This is a genomic window from Aminobacter sp. P4_D5 (genome assembly GCF_056401815.1).
In genome coordinates, this window is sequence record NZ_JBFUIP010000069.1 from 1 (window position 1) to 18,172 (window position 18,172).

The 18,172-nt window shown below is 61.8% G+C and carries 18 protein-coding genes; 1 reads left to right on the plus strand and 17 read right to left on the minus strand.

Annotated elements, in window-relative coordinates; translation table 11 throughout:
- The 8 genes from AC1DWF_RS16385 to AC1DWF_RS16420 all read right to left on the minus strand — a co-directional run.
- Window positions 1–397 (minus strand): proton-translocating transhydrogenase family protein (locus tag AC1DWF_RS16385; protein ID WP_476841833.1); only part of this gene is annotated, 397 nt, incomplete at its 3' end.
- On the minus strand, window positions 394–1,674 hold the full coding sequence (locus AC1DWF_RS16390; RefSeq protein ID WP_476789201.1) for a Re/Si-specific NAD(P)(+) transhydrogenase subunit alpha: 1,281 nt from the start codon (window positions 1,672–1,674) through the stop codon (window positions 394–396). The genes AC1DWF_RS16385 and AC1DWF_RS16390, both read right to left, overlap by 4 nt.
- A gap of 114 nt (window positions 1,675–1,788) precedes the next feature.
- The gene (locus AC1DWF_RS16395; protein ID WP_476784923.1) at window positions 1,789–2,589 is read right to left on the minus strand and encodes an ABC transporter ATP-binding protein; all 801 of its coding nucleotides are present in this window, start codon (window positions 2,587–2,589) and stop codon (window positions 1,789–1,791) included.
- A gap of 51 nt (window positions 2,590–2,640) precedes the next feature.
- Window positions 2,641–3,474: an ABC transporter permease gene (locus tag AC1DWF_RS16400; RefSeq protein ID WP_476789202.1), complete on the minus strand. Its 834-nt coding sequence runs from the start codon at window positions 3,472–3,474 to the stop codon at window positions 2,641–2,643.
- Between the two features lie 7 nt (window positions 3,475–3,481).
- Complete coding sequence (locus AC1DWF_RS16405) at window positions 3,482–4,474, minus strand: ABC transporter substrate-binding protein (protein ID WP_476789203.1); 993 nt, start codon at window positions 4,472–4,474, stop codon at window positions 3,482–3,484.
- Window positions 4,475–4,829: 355 nt separating this feature from the next.
- Window positions 4,830–5,828 (minus strand): CobW family GTP-binding protein, encoded by a 999-nt coding sequence (locus AC1DWF_RS16410; RefSeq protein WP_476784926.1) that lies wholly within the window; start codon window positions 5,826–5,828, stop codon window positions 4,830–4,832.
- Between the two features lie 2 nt (window positions 5,829–5,830).
- Window positions 5,831–6,298, minus strand: coding sequence for a RidA family protein (locus AC1DWF_RS16415; protein WP_476789204.1), 468 nt, complete (start codon window positions 6,296–6,298; stop codon window positions 5,831–5,833).
- 24 nt (window positions 6,299–6,322) lie between these two features.
- Window positions 6,323–7,063: a GntR family transcriptional regulator gene (locus AC1DWF_RS16420; RefSeq protein ID WP_476784928.1), complete on the minus strand. Its 741-nt coding sequence runs from the start codon at window positions 7,061–7,063 to the stop codon at window positions 6,323–6,325.
- 295 nt (window positions 7,064–7,358) lie between these two features.
- On the opposite strand from AC1DWF_RS16420, the gene AC1DWF_RS16425 reads away from it, so the two are divergent.
- The gene (locus tag AC1DWF_RS16425; protein ID WP_476789210.1) at window positions 7,359–8,711 is read left to right on the plus strand and encodes a cytosine deaminase; all 1,353 of its coding nucleotides are present in this window, start codon (window positions 7,359–7,361) and stop codon (window positions 8,709–8,711) included.
- Window positions 8,712–8,780: 69 nt separating this feature from the next.
- Here the strand turns inward: AC1DWF_RS16425 and AC1DWF_RS16430 are convergent, their stop codons facing one another.
- The 9 genes from AC1DWF_RS16430 to AC1DWF_RS16470 form a co-directional block, all read right to left on the minus strand.
- On the minus strand, window positions 8,781–9,770 hold the full coding sequence (locus AC1DWF_RS16430; protein WP_476841834.1) for an isochorismatase family protein: 990 nt from the start codon (window positions 9,768–9,770) through the stop codon (window positions 8,781–8,783).
- Entirely contained in the window at window positions 9,767–9,967 is a 201-nt protein-coding gene (locus AC1DWF_RS16435) for a 2-hydroxymuconate tautomerase (protein ID WP_067969826.1), read from the minus strand. Before AC1DWF_RS16435 ends, AC1DWF_RS16430 begins: the two co-directional genes overlap by 4 nt.
- A gap of 2 nt (window positions 9,968–9,969) precedes the next feature.
- Window positions 9,970–10,653: a resolvase gene (locus tag AC1DWF_RS16440; protein WP_476783559.1), complete on the minus strand. Its 684-nt coding sequence runs from the start codon at window positions 10,651–10,653 to the stop codon at window positions 9,970–9,972.
- Complete coding sequence (locus AC1DWF_RS16445; RefSeq protein WP_476841835.1) at window positions 10,650–11,996, minus strand: dihydroorotase; 1,347 nt, start codon at window positions 11,994–11,996, stop codon at window positions 10,650–10,652. The genes AC1DWF_RS16440 and AC1DWF_RS16445 overlap by 4 nt, the downstream gene beginning before the upstream one ends.
- Window positions 11,993–12,883, minus strand: a complete 891-nt coding sequence (locus AC1DWF_RS16450) for a dipicolinate synthase subunit DpsA (RefSeq protein WP_476783561.1) — start codon at window positions 12,881–12,883, stop codon at window positions 11,993–11,995. The genes AC1DWF_RS16445 and AC1DWF_RS16450 overlap by 4 nt, the downstream gene beginning before the upstream one ends.
- The gene (locus AC1DWF_RS16455; protein WP_476841836.1) at window positions 12,880–13,968 is read right to left on the minus strand and encodes an NAD/NADP octopine/nopaline dehydrogenase family protein; all 1,089 of its coding nucleotides are present in this window, start codon (window positions 13,966–13,968) and stop codon (window positions 12,880–12,882) included. Before AC1DWF_RS16455 ends, AC1DWF_RS16450 begins: the two co-directional genes overlap by 4 nt.
- A 174-nt stretch (window positions 13,969–14,142) precedes the next feature.
- Window positions 14,143–14,574, minus strand: a complete 432-nt coding sequence (locus AC1DWF_RS16460; RefSeq protein ID WP_476783563.1) for a GlcG/HbpS family heme-binding protein — start codon at window positions 14,572–14,574, stop codon at window positions 14,143–14,145.
- A gap of 9 nt (window positions 14,575–14,583) precedes the next feature.
- Window positions 14,584–16,788, minus strand: a complete 2,205-nt coding sequence (locus AC1DWF_RS16465) for a malate synthase G (RefSeq protein ID WP_476841837.1) — start codon at window positions 16,786–16,788, stop codon at window positions 14,584–14,586.
- 18 nt (window positions 16,789–16,806) lie between these two features.
- A complete protein-coding gene (locus tag AC1DWF_RS16470) occupies window positions 16,807–18,060 on the minus strand; it encodes a D-amino acid dehydrogenase (protein ID WP_476783565.1) in 1,254 nt (417 codons plus the stop codon).
- Window positions 18,061–18,172 lie beyond the last annotated feature (112 nt).

Below are 18,172 nucleotides of genomic sequence, written 5' to 3' on the forward strand. Positions count from 1 at the left end.
GCATGCGCTGGGTGACGAGGAAGCCGCCGAAGATGTTGACCGAGGCGAGCACCAGGGCGATGAAGCCAAAGCCGGTGGCAAGCCCCGACGCGGCGATGCCGACGGCCAAAAGCGCGCCGACGACGATCACCGAGGAGATCGCGTTGGTCACCGCCATCAACGGCGTGTGCRAGGCCGGCGTCACCTGCCAGACAACGTAATAGCCAACGAAGATGGCGAGCACGAAGATGGCGAAGCGGAAGACGAACGGGTCGATCGCTCCACCCGACAGCGCATGTGCCGCACCGCCGGCGGCCTCGGCCGCATTTTGGGCGGTGGCGAGATCCTGGACGCCGAGCCGGACGGCACCAACCGCCTGGTCGAGCTGGTCGAGGGCTTTTTGAAGACCTTCCATCATGCGTCTCCCTGAGATGACTTCTTCGACGTCTTGGGCTGAGCCGGCTTCTTCACGGCAGCCGGTTTGTCGGCTTTGGCTGCGGCCGGTTTTTCAGGCACAGCCTTTTCAGGCGACGCCTTTTCAGGCTTGGCGGGCGCAGCCGCGGCACTGGCGAAGTTCGGGTGCACCACGCGCCCAGCATCGGTCAGCATCGTTGCCTTGACCAGCTCGTCGTCGCGGTTGATGGCGATCTTCTTGCTCGTCTTGTCGACCATGGTCTCGAGGAAGGCGAACAGGTTCTTGGCATAAAGCAGCGAGGCGGACGCCGCGACCCGGCCCGGCACGTTGAGGTGGCCGACGATTTTTACGCCATTGGCGGTGGTGACGACCTTGCCGGGCACAGCACCTTCGACATTGCCGCCGCGTTCGACGGCGAGATCGACAAGCACCGAGCCCGGCTTCATCGAGGCGACCATCTGGGCCGACACCAGCTTCGGCGCCGGACGGCCCGGGATCAAGGCGGTGGTGATGACGATGTCCTGCTTGGCGATGTGCTCGGCGGTGAGCGCCGCCTGCTTGGCCTGGTATTCCTTCGACATCTCCTTGGCGTAGCCGCCGGCGGTCTCGGCTGCCTTGAACTCCTCGTCCTCGACGGCGAGGAATTTGGCGCCGAGCGAGGCGACCTGCTCCTTGACCGCCGGACGCACGTCGGTGGCAGTGACGATCGCGCCCATGCGGCGCGCGGTGGCGATCGCCTGCAGGCCGGCAACGCCGACGCCCATGATGAACACCTTGGCCGCCGGCACGGTGCCGGCCGCCGTCATCATCATCGGCAAGGCGCGGTCATATTCGCCCGCACCGTCGATCACCGCCTGGTAACCGGCAAGGTTTGCCTGCGACGACAAAACGTCCATCACCTGGGCCCGGGTGATGCGCGGCATCAATTCCATGGCGAATGCCGTCACACCCGCCTTGGCCATCGCCGCAAGTGCAGCGTCGTTGCCATAGGGGTCCATAATGGCAAGCACGGCGGCACCTGGCTTGTAGCCCTTGAGCTCGGCTTCATCAGGCCGCCTGACCTTCAGCACGACATCGGCGCGTCCCGCATCGGCAGCCTTGCCGATGACAGCACCGACAGCGGCGAAATCGGCATCGGGAATGCGCGACAAGGTCCCTGCCCCTGTCTCGACAACCACGTCAAAACCAAGCCCCACCAGGCGTTTCACCGTATCCGGCGAAGCCCCAACACGGGTTTCAATCAACTCAAGCTCTTTGGGGATGAAAATGGTTCCGGACATCCGGGCTCTCCGCGCAAATGTTCGTCCGCCGGGAAGTTTCCCGGCGGCGCTCATGCCGTTATTGTCGTAATTGCCGATAGGCGGATCGGCTGAACCGACTAGGGGGCCAACCCGCTAGTGGGCGACAAGAATGCCCTTGGCCTCGAAGATCGCCCGGATCTGCCGGACATAGCCGTGATAGTCCTTGTCCTCGTGGGTCTTGCTCCACTGGCGCGGGCGCGGCAGGTCGATCTTGAGATCGAGGTCGATGCGGCCGGGGCGCGGCGACATCACCAGCACGCGGTCGGCGAGAAACACTGCCTCGTCGATGCCATGGGTGATAAACAGCACTGTGTTGCGCAAGCGAAGCCACATCGACTGCAGATCCATGATCATCTGTTCGCGCGTCAGCGCGTCAAGCGCGCCAAAAGGCTCGTCCATCAGCAGCAAGCCGGGCTCTTGGATCAGCGCACGGCAGATCGCCACGCGCTGGCGCATGCCACCCGAGAGCTCGGACGGAAACTTGTTGCCGAACCCGTCAAGCCCGACCTGGGCCAGCAATTCTTCGGCTCGAGGCCTGTATTTTGCCACGTCGAGCTTTTTGATCTCGATCGGCAGCAGGATGTTGTCGAGCACAGAGCGCCAATAGAGCAACAGATCCGATTGGAACACGACGCCGGTTTTCGGATGCGGCTTGCTGACGCCGTCGCCGTCGATGGCGATGCTGCCGGTCGAGGCAGGCGTCAGGCCGGCAAGAAGCGAAAGCAGCGTGCTCTTGCCGCAACCGCTGGGCCCGACGACGGCAACGAAGCTGCCGGGCTCGATCTTGAGATCAATCTTGTCGAGAGCGAGGACGTCATCGTCCTCACGTGTCTTGTAGATCTTGGAAAGCCGGGAAATGTCGACCGCCGCGCCCATCTGGGTAGTGGCACTCATGGGATTGCCTCACTGAACCTGTTTTCGTTGTCGGCTGCTCCGGCAGCCGGCTTATTTGGCGGAGTCGCGCTTGTAGGTAACTCGGCTCTCGATGGTATCGATGATGAAATAGAGCATCACACCAAGTCCGGAGATCGTGACCACGGTGGCGAAATTGAGCGTTGTGTCGAACTGCGAGTTGGCCTGGAGTTGCAGGTAACCAAGGCCGCGTTCGGCAGCAACATACTCGCCGATGACTGCACCGATGACGGCGAGCGACACCGCCACCTTGAAGCCACCGAAGATATTGGGCAGTGCCGCCGGCAGACGGACCTTGAAGAAGGTCTGCCATTCGCTTGCCCCCATCGAACGGACGAGATTGACCAGGTTTTTGTCCAGCGATTGCAAGCCGACCACCGTCGAGATGACGATCGGGAAGAACGAGATCAGGAAAGCCAGCGTGATCTTGGGCGCCCACCCGTAGCCGAGATACAGCACCAGCAGCGGCGCAAGTGCGACCTTCGGCACCGTCTGCAGGGCGACCAGGATCGGATAGATGGCGCGTTCGAAGGCCCTGGAATAGAAGATCGACAGCGCCAGGGGGACGCCGACCAGTACCCCCAGGGCAAAGCCGGCGACAACTTCGAAAAGCGTCACATAGCCATGGGAGGCGAGCAGCGGCAGTTCGTTGACGATCCGCGTGGCGATAGCCAGCGGGGTCGGCAGAACGAACTCCGAGAGCCCCGACCAAGGAACCAGAATCTGCCAAGCGCCAAGCAGCACGATCGCGAGGATAAGCGCCGAGTAGCGCTCCAACCAAGGCCCACGCGATTTCTTCTTGCTGCTCATATTCTTGCCTTGCTTCTTCTGCGCCTGACCGGCGCCGATTACATCCGTGCTCGCCACCGTAGCCTCACTGCGTCAGAAGTTCATTGGTATAAAAGGTCGAGATGGGCTTCGGTTCGCCGATATCGTCGACGCTACCGATCAGCTTGAGCGCATCGGCAATCGTCTTTTCATCGACCCATCCTAGAGGTTTGCCTGTCGCTGCCGGAATGGATTTTGAAGTCGCCTCGATCTGCTCGCGGACAACCTTGTCGGATGGCCCAGCCTGCCATACCGCCTTCAATGCGGCGGTTGCGGCTGCAGGATCACTGCGCGACATTTCGATTGCTTTGCTTGTGACAGAAAGGAAACTGCGAAGCGCGTCGCCCTTCTTCTCTACACCGTCGGCGCTAGCGACAACCGCTAGTCCAGGGACAGCAAGGCCAAACTCCTCCATGTCAAGGACAGCGAAATTGGTGGAAGTCTTGTCTATAAGAACGGGAAGATCGCTTGTTCGGTACACGCCAACCACATCGACCTTCTTCTGCACGAACTGCGGAATGCGGGTCTGACTGTCCATCTGGATCTTGTTGATCTTCGTGCAGTCGATTTTATTCTGACTGCAGAAAACCCCCATATATGCCGTTGAGGTCTCGCCTATCGAGCTGGCGATAGACTTTCCTTCGAGATCGCTTGGTTTTACGACCGGATTGTCGGGATGCGATATCAAGACGACGGGTGCGGCCGGCTGGTAAAGAGAAATAATCTTGACTGGCATACCCTTTTGGATCGCCGTAATCGCAAATATTCCAGGAACCACTGCAAGGTCTTCCTGGCCTTGGAGAAGGGCTGCGAGGGCCGCCTGGGCACCGGCGCCTTCGCCGAGCGTCACGGTGAGGCCAGCGTCCTTGTAGAGCCCCTTTTCTTGACCTAGGTAGAAGAAGCCGTATTCCCCCTTCAGCTTCCAGCTGAAGCGCAGATTTACGTCCTCGGCCATGGCGCCCTGAGTTGACAGAACCGTGGTGATGGCAGTCGCGGCAATGAGTGCTGCGCTGCGAATGAGACCTGTGGCGTACAACATTTCTCTCCTCCCTAACGAGCACCACGCGGGCGCCCCTATGGCCCGAAGGCCTGCCTCTCTCCCCCGAACAAGGCGTGACAACTCACGCTCTCAAACCTCATTCTTGATCTCATAGTGTGATCACAATTGACCTTTGTCAAGCGACGAATCTGCGCTTGCCTCTAACAAATGTCGGACCTCCCTGAGCGAGCGCCGCAACGACGAAACCTCTTAGGCAAGCATCGGAAATCGCAGCGGGTTTCGCCACGCGTCGTGACGTCGCGACCACGCCTTGGCCGGGCGCGGCCCGCCCTATCGCCATAGCCAACGCAAAAATGTTTGAACAAAAATCAGATGCCGACGAGGTTTCGGAGTGTCAGCGCGCCACGGCGAATGTGCTTGGCAGCGAGTTTTCGATCGCCGTGCGGCTCAGGTTGCGCGCGATGAAAACCAGCCATCCACGAGGCATGCCTTCGGGCCAATGCGGCAGATACTCCGGCGGATAAACGACGTGCTGGACGCCATGGATAACCACCGGTCGCGGGTCACCTGTGACCGCCAGCAGCCCCTTCACGCGCAGGATCGATTGCCCACGTCCGGCCAAAAGCAATTCCAGCCAGTCGACGAAGGCAGGCCAATCGACCTCCCTGTCGATCTCGACGGCGAAAGTCTCGATGCCGTCGCTGTGCTTGCCCGCCATCGGCGTATCGGCCATTTCGAAATGGCGCGGCTCCCAAGTCTCGTCATAGTCGAAGATGTCTCCCGCACGCGGCATGCTTGCGCGGCTGGAGACGAGCTGCCTGACCTGTGGGTTCACCTTGCCGACTTCCTGGCCAAGCGCATCGAGCCGCCAAGGGTCGACAAGCTCCGACTTGGTGATGACCACGCAATCGGCCAGCGCCACCTGCTGGACGGCTTCGGCGAAGTTACCGATGCTGTTGGCACCGCTGACGCCATCGACGGTCGCCACGATACTGCCCGCCCGATAGCCGCGACGGAGCTGCATATCGCTCATCACCGCCTGCATGATCGGCGCTGGATCGGCGAGGCCCGTGGTTTCAACCACGACCCGGCGGAAAGGCGCCACCTCGCCACGACGAACCATCGCCAGAAGGTCGGCCAAAGTGGAAACGAGATCATCGCGCACTGCACAGCACAGGCAGCCAGACGAAAGCAGCACCGCGTCTTCGGAAACTTCCCGCACCAGCAAATGATCGAGCCCGATTTCGCCGAACTCGTTGATGATCACCGCCGTGTCGGCAAGATCCGGCTCGCCGAGCAGATGCCTGAGAAAGGTGGTCTTGCCGCTTCCAAGGAAGCCGGTCAGAACATGGACCGGAATTCTTTCGTCAATCGTGGATGCGGCAGGCTGCACGGTCAGCTGACCTCGAAGATCGCGTCGATCTCGACGGGCACGTTGCGCGGCAGTGAATAGCAACCAACGGCAGCGCGGGCATGGCGCCCGGCCTCGCCGAACACTTCGACCATCAGGTCGGAGGCACCGTTGATGACCTTGGGGTGATCCTTGAAGTCGGGCTCGGCATTGACGAAGCCGCCAAGCCTGATGACGCCGACAACACGATCGAGGTCGCCATCAAGCGCTTGCTTGAGCTGGGCAAGGATGTTGACAGCGCAAAGGCGGGCGGCCGCCTGGCCTTCCTCAATGGAAAAATCCGAACCAAGCTTGCCGGTGTACTTGTCCTTGCCGGCCTCGCTCGGCACTTGGCCTGAAATGTAGACTTGGTTGCCCAGGCGGCGCGCCGGCACATAGTTGGCCAAGGGCGCTACGGTCGCGGGCAGGCTGATGCCCAGACGGACGAGATTCTGTTCAGCCTTACCGGCCATGGCGTATCCCCCCAGATCTTAATGTCAGTAGTCGAATTGAAGTTCCGGCCCCTGCGCGAAAGGCAGCTCGATGCCTTGCGAGCCGGCGACGCTGAGCAGCGCCTTGCAGGTGGTGCGGATGTCGTGGACGATGCCCTTCTTGGCAGCGTTGGCGTTGCCTTCCTTCAGCGCGCCAAGAATGTCTTCATGATCAGCGGCGTTCCACGGCATCGAAGGGATCAGCAGCGACATGTACATGGTCGGGCCGAACTGTAGCCACAGCGATTCGATCAGCGGCATCAGCACTTCAGAGTCGGCCGCTTCGTAGAGCGTAAAGTGAAATTTCTGGTTGAACGACAAGCAGTTCAGGATGTCGCGCTTGTCGATCGCCACAAGCAACTGCTTGTTGATCGAGGCGAGCTCGGTGATCAGCGTTGGCGTTGCCTTCTTGGCAGCCAGCTCGGCCGCCATACCTTCAAGCATCTCGCGCACGGCAAAGAGGTCGCTCAGCTTATCCGGGCTCAGCCGTGGCACGCGCACCGAACCGCCCTTGGTTTCCTCAAGCGCATTGGCAGCCACCAGACGGCTCAGGACCTCGCGCACAGGCATCGGGCTGGTGCCAAATCCGGCCGCCAGTTTGCGCAGGCTCATCACTTGGCCGGGCAGGAAAGCCCCAACCATGAGACCTCTGCGCATATAGCGCAGCACATGCTCATGGACATGCCCGCGTTCTTTCTTGGCGGGTTCCTTGCCGTCTTTGGCGCCGTCGATTTTGTCTATCCGCATTCCGCTTCTCCGCCTCTCGTCGGTGTCCTCAAGATTTGCGCTTTACGAGGAACGACGCCATGTTGCGATCTTGCCGCAGATATACGCCGACCGGGGGCAGAAGTTGACAGGCCGCAATCTGTGATCTCATATTGTGATCAATAAATGAACTTTCCCTGCACGGCAACCTTTAACTGCCGCCGATCGATGCGCAGCCAGGCACCAGATGCCGCAATCAACCGGTCTGCGCCCCTTGCGCAACTGACAACCCTCCCGCACGCGATCGCTGCGGCAATTGCTGAGGCCTCCGATGACCATGCCCGCTTTCGACCAGGCAACCTTGCGCGTCACAATTGCTGCGGCCGCGCTACGGGGACGATACGTGCTGCGCAACGTCCGTCTCAACAATGCCGTGATAAAAGCAAGTGCCATCGAAACCGCGTGTGCCGAGTTCTTTCTCGCCGACCTGACTGTAGAGCAAGGCAAGATATTGGCAACAACCCCAGCGGGTGATCCGGCCGGCTTCCACCTGGGCGGAACGGCGCAGATAGATTGCGGCGGCAGGGTTGTTTTGCCAGCCTTTGTCGATTGCCATACGCATCTCGACAAGGGCCACATCTTGCCCAGGACATCCGATGCCGACGGCACGTTCACTGGGGCATTGGCAGCCACAAAGGCCGATCGCGCGGCCAACTGGTCGGCTGATGACATCGCTCGGCGCATGGATTTCGCGCTGCGTTCGGCGCATCACCACGGTACCTCGGCCATCCGCACGCATCTTGATTCGCTGCCGCCGCAGGACGCCATCTCGTGGCCGGTCTTCGAGGAAATACGGGCCGAGTGGCGCGGCCGGATCGAGCTACAGGCTGCCTGCCTGTTCGGCATCGATTTCGCTCGCGACGAGGCATTCTTGAAAGGCATCGCCAAGCGCGTGGCAGCAGCTGGTGGCATTCTGGGTGCTGTCGCCTATCCCGCGCCAGATCTCGATGACCTTCTCGACAGCATGTTCGCAGCCGCCACCAAATACGGTCTCGACCTCGATTTCCACGCCGATGAGACCGCCGATCCATCCGCCGATGGGCTGCGCCGCATCGCCGAGGCAGCGCTACGGTCGCGCTTCGCAGGCAAGGTGCTCGTCGGCCACTGCTGCTCGCTCGCCATGCAGGACGACGCAAACATCGACGCGACGCTCGAGAAGGTCGCCGCCGCCGGTCTTTCGGTGGTGTCGCTGCCGACCTGCAATCTTTATCTCCAAGATCGACGGCATGACGGAACGACGCCAAGGTGGCGGGGCGTGACGCTGCTGCACGAGATGAAGCGGCGCGGGATCCCGGTGGCGCTTGCCTCTGACAATACGCGCGATCCGTTCCATTCCTATGGCGATCTCGACATGCTCGACACCTGGCGCCTGGGCACACGCGTGCTGCACCTCGACCATCCGGCAGGCGTTTGGCCAAAAACCGTGTCGGTAACACCTGCCGCGATCATGGGCCTCGACGACAAGGGCATGGTCGCCGAAGGACAGGTGGCCGATTTCATACTGTTCGAAGGCCGTTCGTGGTCGGAAGTGCTTTCGCGCCCGGAAAGCAATCGTATCGTTGTTCGCAGCGGCGCGCCGATTGCGACGTCCCTGCCATCTTATGCCGAGTTGGACGAGCCGATCGGCTGAAAACCGCCAGAACAAATCAGGCGCCGGTCTCCCGGCGCCTGATGACAACTGCACAGTGGCTTAGAAGCCTCAGGCGGTCGCGCCGACCTGATATAGCTCCACCTTGGTGCCGTCGGGATCGGCGATATAGATCGTCAGCCCATAGGGCCCGTCATGCAGCTCGTTGAAATAGCGCACGCCGGCCTTCTTGAGCTTGGTATCAAGAGCGCGGACGTCATTGACCTCAAAGGCAATGTGGTCGAGCTGGCGATGATCGCTGGCCTTGCCGTGAATGAGGGCGATGCCCTGATGGAAGGCGGTGAACGGACGCCCATCCGCGAGCGGTTTGGCCGCTCGGATCGTGAAACCGAGTTGGTTGGTGTAGAAGGCAACCGACGTGTCGATGTCGTTGACCATGATCAGCTGGTGGCCGTAGTTGGTGACGCGTGGCTTGACCTGCTCGCCAATCCAGTCGAGCACTTCCGACGACGGTGCGATCTCGCAGAAATACTGMTTCCAGATCTGCTTGGCGGTTGCTTCCCATTCAGCGTTGACGCCCGACACGCAGTCATCGATGGCGATCACATCGAGATCGCGCAGATAGGCTTCGCGGATCGAGGTCTCGACGCAGGCATTGGTGGTCGCGCCGGTGATGAACAGATGCTGGGTGCCGAGCATCTTCAGCATCATTTCAAGGCGGGTCTCATAGAACGCGCCAAAGCGATGCTTGCGGATGACGAAGGACGGGTCAAAATCGGCGAGTGGCTTCAGCTCGTCAATGATCTGTTCGTCCCAGCTGCCGGCCAGTGCCGACACCTGCTTGCGCCGGGCGGTGTGGCCGAGCAGCTTCTTCTTGGCGCGGTTCTGGTCGACGGCGAAGTGTTCCTGCATCGTCCAGATAACCGGAATGCCGGTGTCCTGGCAGCGCTTGATCAGCTTGGCCAGCGGCGGCACGATCGACGAAAGGCGCTTGGTGTCGACGCCCGAAATGCCAAGCGTGCCTTTCTCGTGGATAAAGGCGTTCTGCAGGTCGATGACCAGCAGCGCCGACTTACGGTAATCGAGGGTTTCGAGGCTCATTTCTTGTGCTCCACCATATCGATGCCGAGCACCCCACCGCGACCCCAGCTGTCCTTGGGAGTCTCGTGTATCACGACATGCAGATGATCGGGCTTGCAGGCAGCCTCTTCGACCATGGCCTTGGTGATGGCTTTGACGAGGTTGCGCTTCTGCTCGACAGTGCGCCCCTCCCACATCTCAACGACGACGAACGGCATAGTTATTTCTCCTCTCTTTCGGTGGGCAGCGCGCCTGAGGCCCAGACGGGCACGGCGGGCGCGAAGCCCGAAACCAGATCGTTGTCCGCCCGGTCGGTGCCACAGAGCAGCCACAGCGGACGGTTCGAATAATTGACCAGCACCTGCTCTTCCATGCAGGCGCGGTTGGCGGGATGGTTTGCATCGCGCTCAAAACGGCTCGTCGCCGGTATCAGCCTGATGACATAGAGCGGTTCGGCGGCATCGAAGCCGTCGAGCGCTTCGGGCCTCATTTCCCCCAGGCTGATCGCCTTGGCCTGAGGGTTTTCCCGACCAACCGGCAGCAAAACGATTGCGCCAGCAAGCGGGCTCACCGGCCAGTAACGGCCCTCCCGGCCCTGCCTCAAGAATTCAGCGTAGCTGCTAGCTTCAACAAACAGCTCGCTGTCCCACAGGATGACATCCGCGCCGATTGCCTTTTGCGCGGTATTGATCACGACCTCGCTCTCGCACAGGTCGAGAAAGCTCCACGGATCGGTGAGACCGATGACATGGCCCCACGGATTATGGATCCCCGACAACCGCTCCTGGCGGATCGTTGCCTTGCGGGCAACGATGCTTGCCACCGCTTCGCGCACCGGCAAACGTGCTGGTGTCAGCGAAACCCGGCCGGCCAGGTCCAGTTGATCGAGGCCGGCTGTTGTCATGACGGCAGGGTCACGCAGCGGCCGCGGCCGTAATTGGTGTCGGCGACCACTCCGTTTTCGTAGACGACATCGCCGCGTGCCACCGTCATCACCGGCCAGCCCTTGAGCTTCCAGCCTTCATATATGCAGGTGCCCTTGCCAGTGTGGGTGACGGTACGCTCCTCGTCGAGATCGACCAGCACCAGGTCGGCGTCGAAGCCGACATCGATATGACCCTTGCGCGGCCACAGGCCGAAACGACGCGCCGGATTGAACGAGTTGAGCTCAACCAGGCGGCTGAGCGGCATGCCGCGCTGGTGGACGCCGAAATGCAGCATCAGCGACAGCTCCCACGGAAAGCTGACGACGCCGGGGAATTCGGTCCACAGGTCTTCGAGCTTCTTGGGCAGGAACGGCACGTGATCGGTGCCGAGGCTGTAGACCGAGCCGTTGAGCATGCCGGCCCACAGGCCTTCGAGTTCGTTGCGGTCGCGCAGCGGCGGCGAGATCTTGGCGCGCATGTCGAGATCTTCGTCATAGCAGGTGCGCGTCAGGTAATGCGGGCAGGTCTCGACAGTGACATGCACGCCGCGCGCCTGCGCCTCGGCGGCCAGAACCGGACCCATGCCGACCGAGGTGTGGACCAGATGCAGTGAGCAGCCGGTCCTTTCGGCCAGGAAGATCATGCGGCGGATGGTTTCGACTTCGCAGAAGGCCGGGCGCGATTCCGTGTAGGCGCCGAGATCCTGGCGGCCGGTCGCGGCGATCTCCTTCTTAATCCACGAGGCGATCTGGGTGTTTTCGCAATGCACGTTGATGACGCCACCGGGAACCTTGGCGAGGATGCGCATCGCGGCATAGACCCAGCCGTCGGTCGCCGGCACGATGCCGATCGGATTGTCGGGCTCGTAGCCGAAATAGCACTTGAACGACTTCACGCCGGTCTTGGCGATGATCTCGGGAATCTCGGCGATGTGTTCTTCGCGCTGGATGCCGAAGTGGAAGCCGAAGTCGATAACCGAGTTCTCCTCGCCCAGCGCCTTCCGCTCCTCGTAGAACGGCAGATAGGATTCCTTGAGGTTACGGATGTAGAGCAGTGCCGTGGTCACACCGCCGGAAGCCGCCGCCGCCGTTTCCGTGCGCATGTCCTCGGCGAAAGGATACTTGACGCCAAGGTGGCAGTGCGGATCGATCAGGCCGGGCATCAACACGCGGCCTTCGGCGTCGATGATGCGGATGGCATCCGGTAGCGACTCATCCGATCYGGTCAGGACGATCTTGCCGTCCTTGACCGCGACACCGCCGTGGAATTCGCCGTCGTGGCGAACCACCCGCGCGTTCTTGATGACCAGATCCGCTTTCATGACTTCTGCTCCAAAATTCCTGCAATGCGCCTGCTGATGCCGCTCCACTGGCTGCGGCCGACGGTGATCGGCGCGCGCGCGCCCATGCCGCGTGCCCAGACGGTCTTCAGCCCCAGTTCGGCGGCGGCATCCCTGTCAATCGTGCCGGGAGGGGCCGCGACATCGACCAGCAGCGCATGCTTGGGCAACAGCGCCAGCTGTTCGCGTTCGAGCAGCCGCTTGGGCACGCTGCCGATGACGACATCCATCTTCGGCAAATATTCCGGCAATTGTTCGAGCGTCAGCGATTCAGCACCCGCCGCATAGGCAGCAGCGCGTTGCACCGGGTTACGCGCCGCGACATGGACATGCGCGCCAAGCGCCAAAAGCGTGTTGGTCAACAAGGAGCCGATAGTGCCCTGCCCGACCAGGCAGATGTTGGATTTATGGATGGTGATTTGGGTATTCTCGATGATCACCTTGAGCACGCCCTCGACGATCGCCGGGCCGCGCAGCAGCATCAGGTCAACGTCCCACTCATATTCATGCAGCGTGATGCCGAGTGCTTCGCAGTGCCCTTTCAGGTTGGCATCGCCCCAGCCGAGGATGATGTGGCCGGGCTTGCGCATGCCGGTCAGCATCTCGCGCGTCGGGATGATCTTCTCCGGGCACTTCGGCGCAAACAGCGCGCCTTCGGCGGTAATGCCGGGGATCGGAAACAGCGCAATGTCGGCGCCCTTCAGCGCGTCAGCAGCGTCCTTTGCGTGATAGACTCCGTCGATACCCTCATCCGGCCAAGGGAATCCATAGGCACGGACGGTTGCGCCGGCACGGACCGCGCAGCGTGCGATCTCCTGTTCGCGGGCGTCGCCGGCGACGACGGCGATGACTGTGTTATGCCAGCTCATTTCGCCCTTACCTTCTCAATGACCTGATCCCTGGACATGCCGGCGATGCCCATCGCCTCGGCGGTACGGCCGCCCTTGCGATAGTCGGTGCCGACGGCGATCTGCGCCAGGCTATAGAGCGAGTGCGCCACCGGTGTCTCGACGCCTGCGATCTTCGCGAATTCAAGGAAAGGCAGCAGGCCGTGGCCGAAGTCTTCCTTGTAATAGCGGTATTCGAGCGAATCCGGGCCCTTGATGCGCTTGTTTGCTTCGCCGCCGGCAATCGCCGCGCGGAAATCGCTGGTGTCGACCACATCGGCCTCGACCGTGCCGAGCAGCTTCATTTCCTCGACGAGATTGGGCAGATCGTGCCCGAAGGCCTTGGCGACCGCCAGCCGCTCGTCGTCGAGTTGCTTCATGACGCGGGCGACGCCAGGTGTCATGGCATCGACATAGAAGGTGAAGTTGCCGCCCGTCGCCTCGACCCAGGCTGCAGCCAAGACAGCCGCCGGCGGATGCAGGACCATGTTGACGTTGGAGAGGTCGGACGCGATCACATCAGCGACCGGGGTGAGGCCCGGATACAGCTTGCCGGCGATCTCCAGCACCTCGGACCCGCCCTTGAGTGCTGCCGCCTTGAGCTGCTTGGCCCGGCCTGAAACGGTGACGCCATCGGGACGGTACTTGCGCGCGACATAGGTCAGCGTCGAGAATTCGACCACGGGAGGCGCGGCACGGCCGGTGCGCGAGAACGTCTCGGCGAATTCGAGCGCGCCGCCAGTGTGACCGGGATTGAGCACGACGGGCTTGCTCGACGACCAGCCAGCGGCGGCGAGTGCGCTTGCAATCGCCGAATGGGAGAAGGTCGGCAAAACGACGACCGCCACGTCGACGCCTGAGATCGCCGCCTTGAGATCGGTGGTGATCTGCGCCGGCTTGGCTACGCCCTCCCCGAGCTTGCCTTCATATGCCACGCCGCCAAGCTTGATGTGCGGCTCCAAAGTCTCCGCCGAACGCGCCCAGAAATGGACGTCATGGCCGGMCTGGACCAATTCTGCGACCGACGCTGCACCGCCCGCGCCCGCGCCTAATACTGCAACCTTCATATTCTCCTCCGAGGATCGAAGCGCGGCGATTCGAACCGCGCGCCCTCAAGCGCCATGGTGTCGCGGACCGGCTTCCTCCCGAGCCAACGCACCGACTTGATTGGCATCAATCAATTTGATCACACTTTATGATCACAGATGAAATTGTCAAGCGGAAGAATACCCTTCCGCCACTCACGCTGTCTGGTGTTTCAACCCGGCCGCTTCGATGCCCGAAATGGCTGCGAGTTCATCATTGTCGGAGGTATCGCCGGTGATGCCGACTGCGCCGAGTAACGCGCCTGAGACCGTCCGGATCAGCACGCCGCCAGGCACCGGCACGATGCGGCCGCCGGAAACGGCATTGAGACCTTCCATGAAGTGCGGGCGTTCCTTGGCCGTCTGGTCGAGCCAGCGCGAGCCCATCCCGACGGAGAGCGCGCCATAGGCCTTACCAGAGGCGATTTCGAAGCGCAGCATCGATGAGCCATCCTGCTTCTGGAATGCGACGAGATGGCCACCGGCATCCAGCACCGCCACCGAAAGCGGCTTCATCTTGGCGTCCTGGGCTTTGGTAAAGGCCGCCGCGATGATGGCATTGGCCTTGGCAAGGGTCAGTTCGGACATGTGGAGTTCCTATCGATTTCCAAAAAGGGCTTGTTTGGCCTTCAACTCAAGCCTGCGCTTGTGGAGCACCGGTTCGGTGTAGCCGTTGGGCTGGGCGCGGCCTTCAAAGACCAGGTAGCAAGCAGCGCGGAAGGCGGTCGACTGGTCGAACTCGGGCGCCATCGGGCGATAGAGCGGATCGCCGACATTCTGGCGGTCAACGATCGCCGCCATGCGCTGCAAAGAATCCATCACCTGGATATGCGAGCAGACATCGTGGCGCAGCCAGTTGGCGATGTGCTGGGAGGAGATGCGCAAGGTGGCGCGGTCTTCCATCAGCCCGACGTCGTTGATGTCGGGCACCTTCGAGCAGCCCACACCCTGGTCGATCCAGCGCACGACATAGCCAAGGATGCCTTGGGCATTGTTGTCGAGCTCGCGTTGGATCTCGTCGGGCGTCCAGTTGGGACGGACAACGACAGGCACGGAAAGAATGTCGTCGAGGCGCGCCTTGGGGCGCGACTTCAGCTCGGCCTGCACCGCATGGACATCGACCTTGTGGTAGTGGGTGGCATGCAGCGTGGCCGCCGTCGGCGACGGCACCCAGGCGGTGTTGGCGCCGGCGCGTGGGTGGGCGATCTTCTGCTCCARCATCGCTGCCATCAGATCAGGCATCGCCCACATGCCCTTGCCGATCTGGGCATGGCCGGAGAGACCGCATTCGAGTCCGGTGTCGACGTTCCAGGCCTCGTAGGCCGAGATCCACGGCGCCTGCTTCATGTCGCCCTTGCGCACCATGGGACCCGCTTCCATCGAGGTGTGGATCTCGTCGCCGGTGCGGTCGAGGAAGCCGGTGTTGATGAACACCACACGCTCCTTGGCGGCGCGGATGCACTCCTTGAGATTGAYGGTGGTGCGCCGCTCCTCGTCCATRATGCCCATTTTGATGGTTTTCCGGGGCATGCCGACAAGGCGCTCGACCCGGTCGAAGATCTCGACGGCGAAGGCGACTTCGTCGGGGCCGTGCATCTTCGGCTTGACGACATACATCGAACCCGCGCGGGAGTTCATGCGACGGCCGTTCTGGCCGACATCGTGCAGGGCGATCAAGGCGGTGATTGCCGCATCCATGATGCCTTCCGGCACCTGATTACCGTCGCGGTCGAGGATTGCAGGATTGGTCATCAGGTGGCCGACATTGCGCACCAGCATCAAGGACCGGCCGGGCAGCGACACGACACCGCCATCAGGACCGGTGTAGGAACGGTCGCCATTGAGCTTGCGAGTGACAGCTTTGCCGCCCTTGTCAAAAGTCTCCGACAGATCACCGCGCATCAGGCCGAGCCAGTTGCGGTAGACCAAAACCTTGTCTTCGGCATCGACCGCTGCGACCGAATCCTCGCAGTCCTGGATGGTGGTCAAAGCGGATTCCAGCACCATGTCGGAGATGCCGGCGGGGTCAGACTTGCCGATCGCGCTGTCGCGGTTGATCACCACCTCGACATGCAGGCCGTTCTTCACCAGCACCACCGCATCGGAATTTGTTTCCCCGGCACCGCGATAACCAACGAATTGTTTTGCATCGCGCAGGGCAACCACGCCGGATGCCGCCGTCAGCACCAGCTTGCCAGCGTCGACCGAAAGACCGGTGACGTCAGCCCAGCTGCCTTCAGACAAAGGTGCCGACTCATCCAGAAACGCCTTGGCCCAGGCAATCACCTTGGCGCCGCGCTTGGGGTTGTAGCCCTTGGTCTTCTCCGCGCCATCGGCATCGGAAATCGCATCGGTGCCATAAAGCGCGTCATAGAGCGAACCCCAGCGCGCGTTCGCCGCGTTCAGCGCATAACGCGCATTCATCACCGGCACGACCAGCTGCGGCCCAGCGACGGTGGCGATCTCGGCGTCGACATTGTCGGTGGTGACAGCAAAGGCTGGGCCTTCCGGCACGAGATAACCGATCTCGCTCAAAAACGCCTTGTGGGCCGCCATGTCGTGCGGCGCGCCATGCTTGCGATACCAGGCATCGAGCTTGAGCTGAAAGTCGTCGCGCTTTTCGAGCAGCGCCCGGTTCTTGGGCCCAAGATCATGGACGATCTCGGCAAAACCTTCCCAGAACTTTGCGGCATCGACCCCAGTTCCAGGCAAAGCCTCCGAAACAACAAAGTCATGCAGCTCGCGAGAAACGCGAAGGCCATATAGCGAAACGGTGTCGATCATCCGGCTCATCATGTTCATCGTTTCAACTCCCGGAAATCAGGCCGCGATCGCAGCGTCGGTACGGAATTCGCCGGCAATGGTTTCGGCGACCATCTGGGCGGTGGCGGCGGACAGCGTCCAGCCGAGATGGCCATGGCCGGTGTTGTAGAAAACACCCGGCTGCCGGCCCTTGCCGACCCTTGGCATCATGTTGGGCATCATCGGCCGGAGGCCGGCCCACGGCACAACGCGATTGGTATCGACTTCKGGGAACAGCATCCGTGTCCAGTCGACCAGCGGCTTGACGCGGTCGTCGCGGATGTCGCGGTTCATACCATTGAACTCGGCGGTACCGGCGACTCGAAAGCGCCCCTCGCCGAGACGGCTGGTGACGATCTTGGCGCGGTCGTCGAGCAAGCTGACCCAGGGCGCGGCAGTCTGGCTGCGTTCATCGTCGAGATGCACGGTGATTGAGTAACCCTTGACCGGATAGACATTGACGCGGTCGCCGAGCATCGCGGCGAAATGACGGCTGGCGGAGCCGGCGCAAACGACGATGCCGTCGGCCTCGGCGACCCTGTCAACTGGCTGGCCATCGACGCCGCCCGTCGTGTAGCCGATGCAGAAAACGCCATCGCGGGCGATGCGATTGACGGTAGCGTCGAACACAAAACGCGCGCCACGCCGCTCGCAGGCCTTGGCAAGACCGTAGGTGAACTTGTGGATGTCGCCGGTCGAATCCGACGGCGTGTAGAAACCGCCATGGAAATCGCCATGCAACGTCGGTTCAATCGACTTCACTTCTGACGCCGTCACTGGGCGGCGGTCGAGGCCGCCTTCGACCAGCATCGAATTGACCTTCAGCGCATGCTGGAAGCTCGGCTTGTCCCAGTAAAAATGCAGGATGCCGCGCTGGACATGGTCGAAGTCGATGTTCTCGCGCTCGGCAACTGCGAAGAGGTGCTTGCGCGCGGCAATCGCCAGCCGCGTCGTCTCCACGGTATTGTCACGGTAATTCGCGATGTTGGAGACGAACTCGGCGAGCCAGGCATATTTGTGCCAGGTCGGCATCGGGTTCATCAAAAGCGGTGCATCGCTGCGCAGCATCCACTTGATGCCCTTGAGCAAAGTCGACCAATGGTTCCAAACCTCGGCATTGCTGGCCGACAGCTGGCCGCCATTGGCGAACGACGTTTCCATGCCGGCGTAGCGCTGGCGATCGATGACGGTGACGGAATAGCCGCGCTCCAACAGCGCATAGGCGGTGGTGACGCCGGTGATACCGGCGCCGATGACGGCAATATGAGGCATTTCACTCTCCGCGATCAAAGTTGGGAGCGGGCCGAAACCCGCGGCTTGTCCCCAATCTGTCGCTGTACCTGAGAGCTTAACCGCGACAGCCTTGCCGTCACGGCTTTCCCCT